Source organism: Pantoea alfalfae, from assembly GCF_019880205.1.
Lineage (GTDB): Bacteria > Pseudomonadota > Gammaproteobacteria > Enterobacterales > Enterobacteriaceae > Pantoea > Pantoea alfalfae.
The window spans coordinates 2,146,321-2,162,780 of sequence record NZ_CP082292.1; the positions used below are offsets into that span (position 1 = coordinate 2,146,321).

The following is a 16,460-nucleotide window of genomic DNA, read 5'->3' on the forward strand; positions in this document are numbered from 1 at the left end:
ATCAGGGCACCTGTCTGAAGCTGCGGTAGTGGTCGGTGGAGAGGAACACCAGCCCGTCAGAGGAGTATACCAGGCGGTCGGCGTCGCGGTGACCGCAGCGATAATTCACATCCGCTTCATACCACTGACGGCCCGCACGCGCGGGAAGCCGCTTTTCACGGTTGGTAAAGCGATCGCCGCCGATAGCTCTGCCCGGCAGTACCTCGCACAGATTACCTGTGGCCGGATTCCAGCCACGCTTACGCGCATCACTTTTAGTGAGGTAGTAGTCCGGTAATTGCTGGTGCTGCAGCACCCAGCGCGCCACGGTATGGGCGTCAGTCAGGGTGGCGATATCTGCCTGAGAAGGGGCTGAAACAGTGTTCAGATAAGGTTTAAGGCCGTAGAAACAGGCCGCGAGGACAAGGAAAAGTCCAATCCAGAGTTTTTTTGACATGATGGCATCCGAGACAACAGGACGCAGATAATACCAGTTTTGTGCGCTGAGAAAAGCGCGGGCCAGACAAGCTGGCCCTGGCGAGGTTATGCGGCGTGCGATTCCCCGCTGTGACGACGCCATGCACCCGGCGCGACACCATACTGACGTTTGAAGCTGCGGTTAAAGGACTGCTGGGAGTCGAAACCTAACGAGATCGCCACATTGAGAATCGGTTCATCGGTGCTGGTCAGACGATCGGCTGATTTCTTCAGCTTCTTAACCCGGATGTATTCACCCAGTGGATAACCGGTGTGCTCTTTAAACATGCGCTGCAGGTGCCATTTGGAGTAGCCCGCGCGCTCTGAAACGGTATCCAGATCCAGACGTGCTTCGATGTTGTTATCAATCCAGTCGATTAAATCGTGAATAAAAGCATCACTCATCATTCCAGTCTCTCCTGTCGCCATGGCGAAAAGTATTAGTATCAGTTGCAGTTACACTTAAGGGTGGCTGACTATGCCATTTAATGCAAGTTTTATTAGTACATTAAATGCCGCACTGTTTATAGGGTTTTAGCGCAACTGGTCAGGCTTTCATCGCTCTGCCCCAAACCGCACATAAAGTGTATCTGTTATTCTTGCAGTTGCCCGCGACGCAAGCCTACACTCCCTGCGATTAATTGCAATATTAAAAGTTGCAAATATTGGCCTGCAGGTCGTCTTTTATATCTATCGCGGAATAACAACAATGATTACGAACCGGGTTCGTCAGGGTTTAACCCTCTTAGGGATGGTACTGCTCATCACGCAACTGAGCGGCTGCGATAAAGGTGTGGCGCAAAACGCCCCGCCACCACCGCCTGAAGTGAGTGCCGCGCCGGTGCTGATCAAGCCGGTCAGCCAGTGGGACAATTTCAATGGCCGGGTTGAAGCGGTGCAGAGCGTACAGCTGCGGCCGCGCGTCTCGGGTTATATCGACGCCGTTAACTATCGTGAAGGCGATGAGGTCAGAAAAGGTCAGGTGCTGTTTACCATCGATGACCGCAGCTACCGCGCAGCGCTGGAGCAGGCCAAAGCGGAACTGGCGCGGGCGCGCAGTCAGGCCAGTCTGGCCCGCAGCGAATCAGGTCGCAGCGAGAAGCTGATCGGCACCCAGGCGATTTCCCGCGAGACATGGGAACAGCGTCGCTCAGCCGCCAGTCAGGCGCAGGCCGATGTGCTGGCCGCTGAAGCTGCGGTCGATATGGCGCAGCTGAACCTCGACTTTACCCGCGTCACCGCACCGATTGATGGCCGCGCCAGCCGGGCGATGATCACCGCCGGTAACCTGGTGACCGCCGGCGACAGCGCCAGTGTGCTGACTACGCTGGTGTCGCAGCAGCAGATGTATGTCTATTTCGATGTCGATGAGAACACCTTCCTGAACTATCAGGCGATGGCGCGTCAGGGCCAGCAGCGCCATGCGCTGCCGGTTGAGATTGCGCTGGTCGGCGAACAGGGTTTCCCGCACCAGGGCAAAATTGATTTTCTGGATAACCAGCTGACCGCCAGTACCGGCACCATTCGTATGCGCGCCCTGCTCGACAATCAACAGCGGCAGTTTACGCCTGGCCTGTTTGCCCGCGTACGTCTGCCCGGCAGCGCACAGTTTGAGGCGGTGCTAATCGATGATAAAGCGGTATTGACCGACCAGGATCGCAAATATGTCTACGTGGTGGATGGTGAAGGTAAAGCGCAGCGGCGCGATATTCAGCCCGGCGCAATGGCAGATGGCCTGCGTATCGTTAAATCGGGTCTGCAATCCGGTGACAAGGTGATCATCGCCGGTCTGCAAAAAGTCTTTATGCCCGGCATGCCGGTCACAGCTCAGCAGGTCGCCATGCGTGCGGCAACCGCTCAATAATTCGAGGCCGCTATGGACTTTTCCCGCTTTTTTATCGACCGGCCTATTTTTGCTGCGGTGCTGTCGATCCTGATTTTTGTCACCGGCATGATTGCCATTCCGCTGCTGCCAATCAGTGAGTACCCCGACGTCGTGCCACCCAGCGTGCAGGTGCGCGCCGAGTATCCTGGCGCTAACCCGAAAGTGATCGCGGATTCCGTGGCAACGCCGCTGGAAGAGGCGATCAACGGCGTCGAAAACATGATGTACATGAAGTCAGTGGCCGGTTCGGACGGCGTGCTGGTGACAACCGTTACTTTCCGTCCGGGCACCGATCCCGATCAGGCACAGGTACAGGTGCAGAACCGCGTGGCACAGGCGGAAGCCCGTCTGCCGGAAGATGTGCGTCGGCTGGGCGTGACAACCCAGAAGATGTCGCCGACGCTGACGCTGGTCGTGCACATGTTTTCACCGAACAATACCTACGATTCGCTCTACCTGCGTAACTACGCCACGCTCAAGGTCAAAGATGAGCTGGCGCGCCTGCCGGGTGTCGGTCAGATCCAGATTTTTGGCGCAGGCGAATATGCGATGCGCGTCTGGCTTGATCCCAGTAAAGTTGCGGCGCGTGGCCTGACGGCCGCTGACGTAGTGACGGCGATGCAGGAGCAGAACGTGCAGGTCTCTGCCGGTCAGCTGGGCGCGGAGCCTCTGAAAAAGCAGAGTGACTTCCTGCTGTCGATCAACACCCAGGGACGACTGGAGAGCGAGCAGCAGTTTGGCGATATTATCCTGAAAACCTCAGAAGATGGTTCGCTGGTGCGGCTGCGCGATGTGGCGCGGATTGAGATGGGATCAGGCAGCTATGCCCTGCGCTCGCAGCTCAATAACAAAGATGCGGTCGGTATCGGCATCTTCCAGGCTCCGGGCGCTAACGCTATCGATCTCTCCAATGCGGTTCGCGCCAAAATGGATGAGCTGGCAACCCGCTTCCCCAACGATGTCAAATGGGCTGCACCTTACGATCCAACGGTGTTTGTCCGCGACTCGATTAAAGCGGTAGTGCAGACCCTGCTGGAAGCGGTAATCCTGGTGGTACTGGTGGTGATTCTGTTCCTGCAGACCTGGCGCGCCTCGATTATTCCGCTGCTGGCGGTGCCGGTTTCGGTGGTCGGTACCTTTAGCGTGCTCTATCTGCTCGGCTTTTCGCTGAACACCCTGAGCCTGTTCGGGCTGGTACTGGCGATCGGTATCGTGGTGGATGACGCCATTGTGGTGGTGGAGAACGTCGAACGTAACATTGAGATGGGACTGTCTCCGCGCGCCGCCGCCCATCAGGCAATGCGCGAGGTCTCCGGGCCGATCATCGCCATCGCGCTGGTGCTGTGCGCGGTGTTTGTGCCGATGGCGTTTCTCTCTGGCGTGACCGGGCAGTTTTATAAGCAGTTCGCCACCACTATCGCGATCTCCACGGTGATCTCGGCGATTAACTCGCTGACGCTCTCGCCCGCGCTGGCGGCGATGCTGCTGAAAGGACATGATGCGCCGAAAGATCGGCTGACGCGAATCATTGATGCCCTGTTCGGCTGGCTGTTCCGTCCGTTTAACCGCTTCTTCCAGCGTAGTGCGCACGGTTATGAATCGCTGGTTGGCCGCACGCTGCGTCGCCGTGGCGCGGTATTTGGCGTCTATATCCTGTTACTGGCCGGTGCTGGTTTTATGTTCCACACCGTGCCGGGTGGCTTTATCCCAACCCAGGATAAGCTCTATCTGATTGGCGGCGTGAAGATGCCGGAAGGCTCCTCACTGGCCCGCACCGATGAAGTGATTCGTAAGATGAGCGAAATCGGTATGCAGACCGAAGGCGTCGCCTATGCGGTGGCCTTCCCCGGCCTGAATGCGCTGCAGTTCACCAACACCCCGAACAGCGGCACGGTGTTCTTTGGTCTGAAGCCGTTTAATGAGCGCAAACATACGGCGGCAGAGATCAACGCGGAGATTAATGCAAAAATCGCGCAGATCCAGCAGGGCTTTGGCTTCTCGATTATGCCGCCGCCGATTCTGGGACTGGGTCAGGGCTCTGGCTATTCGCTCTATGTGCAGGACCGTGCCGGTCTGGGCTATGGCGCGTTGCAAACGGCAATTAATACGCTGTCGGGCAGCATCATGCAGACGCCAGGGATGCACTTCCCTATCTCCTCCTATCAGGCCAATGTTCCACAGCTTGATGTGCAGGTTGACCGGGATAAAGCCAAAGCTCAGGGCGTGTCGCTGACCGCACTGTTCAGCACGCTGCAGACCTATCTCGGCTCGTCATACGTGAATGACTTTAACCGCTTTGGGCGCACCTGGCGCGTCATGGCGCAGGCGGATGGGGAGTTCCGCGACAGCGTCGAAGATATTGCGAACCTGCGTACCCGCAACGACCGCGGTGAGATGGTGCCGATTGGCAGCATGGTTAACATCACCACCACCTACGGCCCCGATCCGGTGATCCGCTATAACGGCTATCCTGCGGCGGATTTAATTGGCGATGCCGATCCACGCGTGCTCTCTTCGGCGCAGGCGATGAGTCAGCTGGAAGCGATGTCCGGCCAGCTGTTGCCGAACGGCATGAACATCGAGTGGACCGACCTGAGTTATCAGCAGTCAACCCAGGGTAATACCGCGCTGATTGTCTTCCCGATGGCCGTCCTGCTGGCGTTCCTGGTGCTGGCGGCGCTGTATGAGAGCTGGACGCTGCCGCTGGCAGTGATCCTGATTGTGCCGATGACGATGCTCTCTGCGCTGTTTGGCGTCTGGCTGACCGGCGGTGACAACAACGTCTTCGTGCAGGTCGGACTGGTGGTGCTGATGGGCCTCGCCTGTAAGAACGCGATTCTTATCGTGGAGTTTGCGCGTGAGCTGGAGATTCAGGGCAAAGGGATTATCGAAGCGGCGCTGGAAGCGTGTCGCCTGCGTCTGCGTCCGATTGTGATGACCTCAATCGCCTTTATCGCCGGTACGATCCCGCTGATTCTGGGTGAAGGTGCGGGTGCAGAAGTGCGCGGCGTGACCGGGATTACCGTCTTCTCTGGCATGCTCGGCGTGACACTCTTCGGTCTGTTCCTGACGCCGGTGTTCTACGTCGCCCTGCGCAAGCTGGTGACGCGCCGGTCAGGTGATGCCGAAACCGTGACGGCGTAAACACTCAACATTAAAAGGGGCGATCGGATGATCGCCCCTTTTTTTGTCTGTGACTGGCAACATGTTGATTAGCGCCGCTTCAATCTTTCATTCAGCGTTTCAATGATAAACGCATTCAGCGAGGTTTCATTTTGCGCGGCAGCCTGAGACAGGCGCTCTCCCATCGATTCAGGATAGCGCAGCGTAAAGGTCTTAATTTTTTCCTGCTCAGCATAGGGATTAATGCCGGAGGCTGCACAATCTTCCAGGTATTCGCGCAGCGAAATCTCGCCCTCTTTGTACAGCCCCTGTACGCTGTCAGAGACAAAATCACAGTAGCCTGACAGGCCAGTAAAACGCCCACGGAACATGTGGAGTTCAGGAACATAGGTGATCACGGCGGGTTGCCCGGCGACGGTGATTGATGAATTTGAACGATTATTCATAAGGATCGACTCCAATACTTTCCAGCCATTCACGCAGATTAATAACAGCCCCTCTGTCGGTGTCTGGCGAAGGATGCGGCCGGTGAAAACGCGCTATTCTTCCTCTGAGAAGAAAACGCACCCGTGAACCACTGCCTTCTTTAATCTCACCACCCAGAGCCCTGATTAATGACTCAACTGCCTGCCATTTCAGTCCGGACGGCGGCGGCATTTGAAAAACCTGCTCCAACGTTTCACGCTGTTTTTTCCGTAAGTCCCTGACAACGGTGTTCATCCTGACCTTCGCGACTTCATCCAGTGAAGTCATTTTATTACGATACGGTAAGAGGTCAAGATGGAATTTACGGAGAGAGGGCCTGTGTTGCAGGTTTGGGAAAGAAGTGGCTCAGAAATGGACGTTCAGCAGGCATAAAAAAAGCCGCTAATCAGCGGCCTTTTTTGCAGAGTTCTTCACTCTCTTCGGGTTCAGGTTCCGGCACGGCGGTGCAGTTGCTGGTATCGCGTTTCTTCAGTTCGTTCAGTGCGTCTGCCACGGTGCGTTTTGCCAGCACATCCAGCGACGCCTGCTCGGCTTCATCGGCTATCGACTTAAAGTACCAGCAGAGGTTGGCACTGACCAGACAGCGCGGCGCGACGTCAGGGCGCGCAGCCCAGATTTTTTTGTCTTCAATCACTGAGACATAGATATCCCGCAGGGTGATTTCCGCCGCAGGACGGCCCAGATGAATCGAACCGGTTCGGCCCAGCGTAGAGACGATAATGCCGTCACGGGTCAGCGGGACCATTAATTTTCGAATGAAACTGGGATTCGCTTCAAGCCCGTAGGCCAGAATCGCGCTGGTAGAGCGTTTACCCATTTGCTCCGCCATCGCTACGCTCAGAACCATTTGCAAAGCTGTCGGGAAGCGGTAATCAAGCATTTCTTTATCCTGAGTTGCGGTGCATCTTATTGTTTTATTGCCGCATAAGTGAACAATCAATGAGCAATAAATATAACAAACACTGTTGCTTTTTTGAAGCAAGCCCACGGTGACAAGGCACGTATTCACCAAAGGCTGAGGCCTGATAGCACAAGGTGCTTACCCTGTTCTTTGTCCTTATTCTGCTGAACACGGAGAACAGTGCGATCATGCGGTGGTGACAGACGCCGCCGTTAATCGCTGCTTTAGCGCCATAACCAGCACCACGTTAAAGATTGCTAAAGCGCAAAGCAACCACAGCGTCGCCGATGCACCCATCTTTTCAAACACATATCCACCCATCAGCGGTGTCAGTGCCTGTCCCATTAATGCCGGGCGGGCCATTTTACCCACTACAATCGCGTAAGACTCTGGTTTGACCATCGCCAGCGGTAAAGTTCCGCGCACGATGGCGCGTAAGCCATTTCCTGCGCCATACAGCACCATGCTCAGCAGCGCCATCTGCGGAAAAAGTGCCAGTAATAGCAGGCCCAGCGCCACCAGCCCGACAGAAAAAAAGGTAGTGCGGATCGGATGACTGCGTTTAAAGGCGATATCGACGAGTCGGGATCCCACCTGGCACGGGCCAAGTACGGCGCTGATCGCCAGCGCCGACGTCAGCGTATGGCCACTCGCCTGCAACAGCGCGATAAGCTGCACAGAAATCGCCGTCATGATCACAGACGCGAGAGTAAAAATGGCGCACAGCAGCCAGAACAGCGCAGGTTCAATCTCCGGCATGGCAGACTGTTTAACCGCCCTTTTTGCAGGCGGCTTAGCATGGCTCGCCGGTAAGGCAAACAGATAGGCAGGCAGCACGCAGATCACCATCATTGCCGCAATAATCAGTGACGCATCCCGCCAGCCAAATCCATGAATCAGTAACGCTGTGCCGGGCCAGACGAGCGTGGTACAGAAGCCTGAAATCAGCGTAATACCGGTGATCGCTGAACGTGCCTGACCGCCATAGCAGGTGCCGAGTGTGGCAAACAGGGCATCATAAAGGCCCATCGCCATACCGATGCCGATGATCACCCAGGCAAACAGAAACAGCGGCAGCGAGTCGCTGACCGCCACTATCACCAGCCCCACCGCCATTACCAGACCGCTTAACGCCAGTAACAGACGACCGCCGGTACGGGCGATAATCCTGCCAGCCAGCGGTGACAGCAGGCCTGACACCAGTATTCCCGTCGAGAGCGCGCCGTAGATCCACTGCTGTGACCAGCCTGTCTCAGCCGCAATCGGATTCGCCATCACCGCCATCAGGTAGAATGACCCGCCCCATGACAGGATCTGCACCAGGCCCAGGGTGAAAATGGCGGCGATACCGGGTTTGTTGTTCTGATTCACAGGCAATCTCTTGGTTAGCAGGCGAACCGTTTTTATAACATGTTCCGCGATAAGCCAAAATGCGTGATGCCCTTTTGACTGGATAGCTACGCAGGCCGCACGGTTTTAAGTAAAATACTTTTAGTATGTTGTAACTATATGGTGCTTGCATCCTCGCCAGGCTTCTGCCACATTGTGAACGTTGTAACTATGGAGGCACGACATGACGCGCTACGACTTAGTGGCTGATATGCATCAGTGTATAAACGACCTGGAACTGGCGCTGGGCGAGTTGCGTCAGCAGATTGAGGCGCAGCCTTTGCTGATCGCCCGCATCTTCAGCCTGCCGCCGGTGGTGAAAGGCCGTGAACATGAAGCGATAACTCAGATTGCCGTTGAACAGCATCTCGGTGAGAGCGCGTTGAAGATGGCACTTGATCATTATTGCCGCCTGTTTATGCAGCATCAGTCCGAACAGCTCAGCACCAAGGCTGCCGTTCGCTTACCCGGCGCGCTCTGTATTGAATGCGATGCGCAGCGGGAAGCGGAGATCGGCTCGCTGGTCGACCTCATCAACCAGTTGAAAGCCCGGCTGGAGCAACTGATCACGGTAGACTCGGGCCTGCCGAGCGAAGCGCGTTTTGAGTTCGTCCACCAGCACCTGCGCGGCCTGATTACCCTGAATGCCTATCGCACGATCACCCTGCTCAGCGCCCCTGACAGCCTGCGTTTCGGCTGGGCCAACAAGCACATTATCAAGAATCTTAAGCGCGAAGAGGTGATCGCCCAGCTGGAAAAAAGCCTGAAGTCGGGACGCGCGAAGGCACCCTGGTCACGCGAACAGTGGGCGGAAAAAGTGCAGGAGGAGCTGGCAAGCGTGCGTGCCCTGCCCGCCTCGGCACGGCTGAAAATCAAGCGCCCGGTGAAAGTCCAGCCAGTGGCACGCGTCTGGCGCGCGGATGAACAAAAACAGACCCAGCTGGCCTGCCCTTCACCGATCCTGGTGATCTGTCGCGATCGCAGTCAGGTTCCGGTACTGGGCGAGCTGCTTAATTACGACGCCGATAACATTACGCATCGTCATAAGCCCGCCGCTGAACCGCTTAATCTGCTGATACCCCGACTGCATCTGTGGGTCGATTGCCCGATATAAAAAAAAGGCCAGCATTCGCTGGCCTCTTCTTCATCGCTGACCTTACGACTTCATGCTGCCGACCATCTCTTCCGGACGAACCCAGGCATCAAACTCTTCTTCGGTCAGATACCCCAGCTTCAGCGCCGAACCCTTCAGCGTCAGCCCCTCTTTGTGCGCCTTCTTGGCAATTTCAGCCGCTTTGTCATAGCCGATGTGGGTGTTCAGCGCGGTCACCAGCATCAGTGATTCGTTGAGCAGTTGATCGATGCGCTCACGCACCGGCTCAATGCCGACGGCACAGTGATGGTTAAAGCTGTCCATGCCATCCGCCAGCAGGCGAATCGATTGCAGGAAGTTATGGATCACCATCGGACGGAAGACGTTAAGCTCAAAGTTACCCGACGCGCCGCCCATGTTGATCGCCACGTCGTTTCCCATCACCTGACAGCAAAGCATGGTCATCGCTTCACACTGCGTTGGGTTAACTTTGCCCGGCATGATTGAGCTGCCAGGTTCGTTTTCCGGAATGGCGATTTCGCCAATGCCGCAGCGCGGGCCGGAAGAGAGCCAGCGTACGTCATTGGCAATTTTCATCAGCGAGGCGGCAAGCCCTTTTAGCGCGCCATGCGCATGCACCAGCGCATCACAGGTTGCCAGTGCCTCAAACTTGTTGGGTGCGGTGACAAATGTCTGCTGCGTCAGATCGGCCAGCGCCTTCGCCACGCGCACTGCATACTCCGGATGGGTGTTCAGACCGGTGCCTACGGCGGTTCCGCCCAGCGCCAGCTCCGCCACGTGCGGAATGCTCTGTTCGATATGCTTCAGGTTGTGCTCCAGCATCGCTACCCATCCGGAAATCTCCTGGCCCAGCGTCAGCGGCGTCGCATCCTGCAGGTGAGTACGACCAATCTTAACGATGTCTTTAAAGGCGTCAGACTTCTGGCTCAGCGTCTTTTTCAGTACCTGAATCTGAGGTATTAACTGTTCGCGCAGGGCGATCACGGCGGCAACATGCATCGCCGTCGGGAAGACGTCGTTGGAGCTCTGGCTCTTGTTCACATCGTCGTTAGGATGGACCAGGCGCGACATCCCGCGCTCCCCGCCGAGGATTTCACTCGCGCGGTTTGCCAGCACCTCATTCATGTTCATATTGGTCTGGGTGCCGGAACCGGTCTGCCAGATCGCCAGCGGGAACTCGTCCGCATGCTTATCCGCCAGCACTTCATCCGCCGCGCTGACAATCGCATCCGCGCGGTCAGCAGGCAGTAGCCCCAGATCGCGGTTTACGCTGGCCGCGGCGCGCTTGGTCAGTGCCAGCGCATGCACCAGCGCGGTCGGCATTTTTTCGGTTGAGATACGGAAGTGTTCCAGTGAGCGCTGCGTCTGCGCGCCCCACAGTTTGTCTGCCGGTACATCGATGGGGCCCATTGAATCTTTCTCAATGCGATTGGCTGCCATGAATACGTCTCCTTCACCTGTTTTTTAAAAGAATGATCGCCCGTTCTGTCATCGCAATCGATAACCCGGCGGTCAGGATACTGATATACAATAATTTAACATTATCAGAGCTTAGCGTCCTTTTGCGCTGGATATGTATTTTTACCGGTAGTTTCTGCTTTAATAGCCGCAATAATTTCCCGTGATAAAGGGTTACACAATGCAAAAAATGAATAACTCGCTGCAAAATTACGCATGGGGCAGCAAAACAGCGTTGACTGAGCTGTATGGGATTGCCAATCCCGAGGGCCTGCCGATGGCAGAGCTGTGGATGGGCGCACATCCGAAAAGTCCCTCTATCGTGATGGATCAGGGCAGCGAGCGTTCGTTACGTGACGTGATTGATGCGGCGCCCGCCGCGATGCTGGGCGACGCGGTGGCACAGCGCTTTGGTGAATTGCCGTTTCTGTTTAAAGTGCTGTGTGCCGATCAGCCGCTGTCGATTCAGGTCCATCCCAGCAAACGTGCAGCCGAAGTGGGCTTTGCCCGTGAGAATGCGGCGGGGATTCCCCTGACGGCCGCCGAGCGCAACTATAAAGATGCAAACCACAAGCCGGAGCTGGTCTATGCGCTGACGCCGTTTCAGGCAATGAATGGCTTTCGCACGCTGACGCAGATGGCCTCACTGCTCGAGCCGGTTGCAGGTGCACATCCTCAGATTGCCCATTTTCTGCAACATCCCGATCGGGAGACGCTTGCTGCGCTGTTCTCGACCCTGCTGTCACTGGAGGGTGAGGCGAAATCGCTGGCGCTGGGCGTGCTGAAATCCGCACTTGATGCGCAGCAGGGCGAGCCGTGGGAAACCATCCGCATGATTGCGGCTGAATATCCTGACGACAGCGGCCTGTTTTCACCGCTGCTGCTGAATGTCATCACCCTGCAGCCCGGCGAGGCAATGTTCCTCTACGCTGAAACCCCGCACGCGTATCTGAAAGGCGTAGCGCTGGAGGTGATGGCCAACTCTGATAACGTATTACGAGCCGGTTTAACCCCGAAATATATCGATATCGACGAGCTGATGGCCAACCTGAAGTTTGAGGAGAAGCCTGCGAGCTCGCTGCTGACGGAGCCAGAGCAACAGGGCAACATGCTGCGCTTCCCGATTCCGGTGGAAGATTTTGCCTTTGCCATCCATAGCCTGAATGCAGAACCGCAATCGCTGGCGCAGCAGAGCGCTGCCCTGCTGTTCTGCATCGAAGGCCAGGCGGTCATCGCCAAAGGCGATCAGCAACTGACGCTAAAACCGGGTGAATCCTGCTTCATTGCCGCCAGCGAATCGCCAGTAACGGTCGCCGGTACGGGCCGACTGGCGCGGGTATTTAACGACTTAGGGCAGCGCGGCTGACGGAATCTCTGTTAACTGCTATTATTTCAACCTATTAGCTTTTAAACGCCTGCGGGCGTTTTTCTTCGGTCGCTGGGGTAAACCTGCGGCATAAGCGGACTCAAGGATAAGGACGAATCAGCAATGAAAAAGACCAATGTTGCCGTAGGTGTCATCATCGCACTGGGCGTAGTCTGGACTGGCGCGGCGTGGTTCACCGGCAAGCAAATTGAAAGCCACAGGGATGAGCTGGTGCAGAACGCCAATGCACAGCTGAACGCTTATGCCCCTAACAGTCGACTGAAGATCAGCTATCAGGACTATCAGCGCGGCGTGTTCAGCAGCAAGGTGAATCTGGTGGTTCAGGCCAATTCGCAGACGGAAGATAATCCGCTGCTTAAGCCGGGTCAGAGCATCATCCTGAATGAAACCATCGATCATGGCCCTTTCCCGTTTGCGCAGCTCAGGCATTTCAATCTGATCCCGAGCATGGCATCTGTTCATACCGAGCTGGCTAACACCGATGCGGTGAAGAAGCTGTTTGAGCTGACCGGCAATAAATCGCTGATTAACGCAGACACCCGCATCGGCTACAGCGGTGCTACCGATACCGCACTGCGTGTCCTGCCGGTTGATTATCAGAATGCGCAAACCGGTGAACGTTTTGCCACCAATGGTGGCACTTTCAACATCAGCGCCGATAATAAAGGCGATAAAGTGTCGCTGGACAGCGATGTGGATAGCCTCGCGCTGACCAGTAAAAATGAGATGGGCCAGCCGGTACTGTTCACTGTCAATGGTCTGAAGCTGAGCGGTAACACGCACCTCAGCCCCGAAGGCGTACGCATCGGCGATCAGTCGGTCGGTATTGAGAAGGTAAATGCCAGCATCAATGGTCAGGACGCCCTGACGCTGCACAAAATGAAAGGCACCTCCTCTTTCGACAACAGCGCCGGTAAAATTGGCGGCGATATCGACTACAAGGTTGAAAGCGTTCAGCTGCAGAAGCAGGACTTTGGTCAGGCAGCGCTGAAAATGAAGCTGTCACAGTTTGATGCGCAGGCGGTCAAAGCGTTCTCCGATCGTTATAACCAACAGATGCAGGAACTGCTGACCCAGCCTGGCGTTGCAGAAGATCCTATCCGCTATCAGGCAGGCGTACATCAGATTCTGATGGCCAATCTGCCGATGCTGCTGAAAGGCTCGCCATCCATCAGCATCGCTCCGCTGAGCTGGAAGAATGACAAAGGTGAAAGCACCTTTAATCTGACGGCCAGCTTCAATGACCCTTCTGCTGTTACCGGTGAAGCCCAGACTCTGAGCGCTATGGTTGATCGGGTACTGAAAAGTCTGGACAGCAAGCTGGTCATCAATATGCCGATGGCAACCGAAACCATGCATAAAGTGGGTCTGGCTGAAGGTTATCAGGCCGACGACGCGCAGAAGCTGGCGGATCAGCAGGTTAAAGGTCTGGCGGCGATGGGTCAGATGTTCCGCCTGACTCAACAGCAGGATAACAACATCGTGACCAGCCTGCAGTACACCAACGGTCAGGTGAACATGAACGGCGACAAGATGACGCTGGAACAGTTTCTGTCCCGTTATATGCTGGGTATGCCGACCAGCGAAGGCATGCCGCAGTAAGCGCTGTCTTCCACCAAAGGCGACCTCCGGGTCGCTTTTTTTATGCCTGACCGCTGCGGAAGTGAGTTTGCCCGCCAGTTATGGGTAATTAAGCAGCATCCGGCGCGGCTGTTGCGCAAATAGCTGGCGCTGTTGCGCAAGATATTTTTATAATGCTCTGCACTTCACCGACAACTCAGCGAGTGCGCCATGATCGATTCTAAAATTCCTCTGACTGATATTCACCGCCACCTTGATGGCAACATTCGTGCACAAACCATTCTTGATTTAGGCCGCCAGTTTAATCTCGCCCTGCCCGCATCAACCCTGGAGACGCTGCGTCCGCATGTGCAGGTTGGCCAGAATGAACCTGATCTGGTGAGCTTCCTGCAGAAACTCGACTGGGGCGTGAAAGTGCTGGGCGATCTGGATGCCTGCCGCCGCATTGCGCAGGAAAATGTCGAAGATGCCGCGCGCGCGGGCATTCATTATGCTGAACTGCGTTTTTCGCCCGGTTATATGGCGATGACCCACAATCTGCCAATTGCCGGTGTGGTGGAAGCGGTCATTGACGGCGTGCGCGCAGGCCGTCAGCAGCACGATATCGACGTGCGTCTGATTGGGATTATGAGCCGGACCTTTGGCGAAGATGCCTGCCTCAGCGAGCTGGAAGGTCTGCTTGCCCACCGCGATCATATCACTGCGGTCGATCTTGCGGGTGATGAGCTGGGCTTCCCGGGCAGCGAGTTCCTGAGTCACTTTACCCAGGCGCGCGATGCCGGTTTCCGCGTTACCGTGCATGCGGGCGAAGCGGCTGGTCCGGAGAGCATCTGGCAGGCGATTCGTGAGCTGGGCGCAGAACGTATCGGTCACGGCGTGAAAGCGATTGAAGATCGCGCGCTGATGGATTTCCTGGCGGAGCACCATATTGGTATTGAGTCCTGCCTGACCTCCAACATCCAGACCAGCACCGTGCCTTCACTGGCGCAGCATCCGCTGAAGACCTTCCTTGAGCATGGCATTCTGGCGACCATCAATACCGATGATCCCGCGGTTCAGGGCATTGAACTGGCGCATGAATATCATCATGCCGCACCGGCTGCCGGTCTGAGCGCGGCACAGATCCGTCAGGCGCAGGAGAATGGTCTGACGATTGCCTTCCTCAGCGACGCTGAGAAAGCGGCTATTCGCGCTCGCGTGCAGTAATCCTGAAGCGTAGCGACAAAAAACGGGCCGGATAACCGGCCCGTTTTTATGGTAACGAGGTATAGATCTTTTCGCTGTGGGACCGAGCCTGCGCAGAGACTACGGTCAGATCGGAAAGACGCAAAAGCCGTCATCCGTGACACGCTCGGCCCACGCAATTACGCACCTCATCCCTGAGGTGCGCCCGTACCGGGCCAACGCGTTGCGTTGTTCAAAAACGCTCCCGGCGTTTTTGTCCATAGCGTGGGACGCTTTCCTCTTCTGACCGTAGTCCCTGCGCGCTAAACAGATTTATTGCTGTCTGATTCACGCTACGGGCTTGTTAGCAATCTGACAGGCTGGTACCCAGCCCGTATTGCACCTACAGATTAAACGCGCTTCAGCGACAGCGTCTGGCGTTTCTCGGCGGATTGCAGACCCAGTTCGATCAACTCCATCACCTGAATCGCCTCTTCCGCCGTTACCGGATTATTACCGCGTCCGGCAATCGCATCGCGGATGCCTGCATAGTAAGCAGGATAGTTGCCCGGCTGGGTCAACTGCGTGGTTTCGGTCAGGGAGTCGCCCTCAACCAGCGTCAGTGTGCCGTCGCGCATGTCATAGCCCCAGTCTGCCTGCGGCGGGAAATCACCTGACTTCAGGCGATCTTCCTGCGGATCAAGACCATATTTGACGTAACTGCCGCGCGTGCCGTGGACGGTATAACGCGCAGATTCCGCTGCCACCAGCATGCTGGCGTGCAGCACGACGCGGCGCTGCGGATAGGTCAGCGTGGCGTGGAAGTAGTCGGTGGTCTGCGCACCCGGACGCATTTCGGCCAGATCGACATTGATGGCGACCGGCGGGCCAAACAGCTGCAGCGCCTGGTCCAGCAGATGCGGTCCCAGGTCATACCAGATTCCGCTGCCTGCGCCCTTCATTTCACGCCAGCGATTACGCACTTCCAGACGGAAACGGTCAAAATGCGATTCGAAGTAGCGCACGTCACCCAATGAACCTGCTTCAAGCAGGGATTTCAGCGTCAGAAAGTCACTGTCCCAGCGTCGGTTGTGGAACACCGACAGCAGCAGCCCTTTGGCTTTCGCCAGCGCATCCAGCTCACGTGCCTGTGACAACGTCACGGTAAACGGCTTATCGACCACCACATGTTTACCGGCGTTCAGCGCCGCTTTAGCCAGCGGGAAGTGGGTATCATTAGGGGTAGGAATAACAATCAATTGCAGAGTCGGGTCGTCCAGCAGCGCCTGAGGATCGGCCACCACCTTTACGGCGGGCCAGTCGGCGTGAACTTTGCTGGCGTCGCTACTGGAAATGGCGGCCAGTTCGACGTCCGGCGTTCCCGCAATCAGCGGGGCATGAAACGTTTTACTGGCAAAGCCGTAGCCGATCAGACCAACACGTAATTTATCGCTCATTTGGATTCCTCTCAGAGCCTGTATGGCAGGCTCTTAGTTGATAACCTGATTGATTTAAG

Annotated in this window: 14 protein-coding genes; 6 read left to right on the forward strand and 8 right to left on the reverse strand. The window is 56.3% G+C overall.

Annotation, left to right across the window (positions count from 1 at the left end; translation table 11 throughout):
• Position 1: 1 nt before the first annotated feature.
• A complete protein-coding gene (locus K6R05_RS09980; RefSeq protein WP_161732421.1) occupies positions 2–436 on the reverse strand; it encodes a ribonuclease domain-containing protein in 435 nt (144 codons plus the stop codon).
• Positions 437–522: 86 nt separating this feature from the next.
• The gene (locus K6R05_RS09985) at positions 523–864 is read right to left on the reverse strand and encodes a helix-turn-helix domain-containing protein (protein WP_013357796.1); all 342 of its coding nucleotides are present in this window, start codon (positions 862–864) and stop codon (positions 523–525) included.
• 301 nt (positions 865–1,165) lie between these two features.
• Here K6R05_RS09985 and K6R05_RS09990 point away from each other — a divergent pair, with 301 nt between their 5' ends.
• Together K6R05_RS09990 and oqxB are read left to right on the forward strand one after the other, a co-directional pair.
• Positions 1,166–2,320, forward strand: coding sequence for an efflux RND transporter periplasmic adaptor subunit (locus tag K6R05_RS09990; protein ID WP_222924065.1), 1,155 nt, complete (start codon positions 1,166–1,168; stop codon positions 2,318–2,320).
• A 12-nt stretch (positions 2,321–2,332) separates the two neighbouring features.
• Positions 2,333–5,485 (forward strand): multidrug efflux RND transporter permease subunit OqxB, encoded by a 3,153-nt coding sequence (gene oqxB, locus K6R05_RS09995; protein WP_222924066.1) that lies wholly within the window; start codon positions 2,333–2,335, stop codon positions 5,483–5,485.
• A gap of 68 nt (positions 5,486–5,553) precedes the next feature.
• On the opposite strand, the gene K6R05_RS10000 is transcribed toward oqxB, so the two are convergent.
• From K6R05_RS10000 to K6R05_RS10015, 4 genes are all read right to left on the reverse strand, one after another.
• Positions 5,554–5,910, reverse strand: a complete 357-nt coding sequence (locus K6R05_RS10000; protein WP_161732427.1) for a type II toxin-antitoxin system HicB family antitoxin — start codon at positions 5,908–5,910, stop codon at positions 5,554–5,556.
• Positions 5,903–6,184 (reverse strand): type II toxin-antitoxin system HicA family toxin, encoded by a 282-nt coding sequence (locus K6R05_RS10005; RefSeq protein ID WP_262390861.1) that lies wholly within the window; start codon positions 6,182–6,184, stop codon positions 5,903–5,905. Before K6R05_RS10005 ends, K6R05_RS10000 begins: the two co-directional genes overlap by 8 nt.
• 151 nt (positions 6,185–6,335) lie before the next feature.
• Positions 6,336–6,830 carry an RrF2 family transcriptional regulator gene (locus K6R05_RS10010; RefSeq protein ID WP_161732429.1) on the reverse strand — a complete coding sequence of 165 codons (495 nt, stop codon included), beginning with the start codon at positions 6,828–6,830 and terminating at the stop codon, positions 6,336–6,338.
• Between the two features lie 207 nt (positions 6,831–7,037).
• Positions 7,038–8,222, reverse strand: a complete 1,185-nt coding sequence (locus K6R05_RS10015) for an MFS transporter (RefSeq protein WP_222924068.1) — start codon at positions 8,220–8,222, stop codon at positions 7,038–7,040.
• A 202-nt stretch (positions 8,223–8,424) separates the two neighbouring features.
• Between K6R05_RS10015 and tus the strand changes: the two genes are divergently transcribed.
• Positions 8,425–9,354 (forward strand): DNA replication terminus site-binding protein, encoded by a 930-nt coding sequence (gene tus, locus K6R05_RS10020; RefSeq protein ID WP_222924069.1) that lies wholly within the window; start codon positions 8,425–8,427, stop codon positions 9,352–9,354.
• A 42-nt stretch (positions 9,355–9,396) separates the two neighbouring features.
• Here tus and fumC read toward each other — a convergent pair whose 3' ends face one another.
• Positions 9,397–10,794 (reverse strand): class II fumarate hydratase, encoded by a 1,398-nt coding sequence (gene fumC, locus K6R05_RS10025; protein ID WP_222924070.1) that lies wholly within the window; start codon positions 10,792–10,794, stop codon positions 9,397–9,399.
• A gap of 199 nt (positions 10,795–10,993) precedes the next feature.
• On the opposite strand from fumC, the gene manA reads away from it, so the two are divergent.
• From manA to add, 3 genes are all read left to right on the forward strand, one after another.
• The gene (manA, locus tag K6R05_RS10030; RefSeq protein WP_222924071.1) at positions 10,994–12,178 is read left to right on the forward strand and encodes a mannose-6-phosphate isomerase; all 1,185 of its coding nucleotides are present in this window, start codon (positions 10,994–10,996) and stop codon (positions 12,176–12,178) included.
• Positions 12,179–12,301: 123 nt separating this feature from the next.
• Positions 12,302–13,801: a YdgA family protein gene (locus tag K6R05_RS10035; protein ID WP_222924072.1), complete on the forward strand. Its 1,500-nt coding sequence runs from the start codon at positions 12,302–12,304 to the stop codon at positions 13,799–13,801.
• A gap of 189 nt (positions 13,802–13,990) precedes the next feature.
• Positions 13,991–14,986 (forward strand): adenosine deaminase, encoded by a 996-nt coding sequence (add, locus tag K6R05_RS10040; protein WP_161732440.1) that lies wholly within the window; start codon positions 13,991–13,993, stop codon positions 14,984–14,986.
• 368 nt (positions 14,987–15,354) lie between these two features.
• Here the strand turns inward: add and K6R05_RS10045 are convergent, their stop codons facing one another.
• On the reverse strand, positions 15,355–16,401 hold the full coding sequence (locus K6R05_RS10045; RefSeq protein ID WP_222924073.1) for an oxidoreductase: 1,047 nt from the start codon (positions 16,399–16,401) through the stop codon (positions 15,355–15,357).
• Positions 16,402–16,460 lie beyond the last annotated feature (59 nt).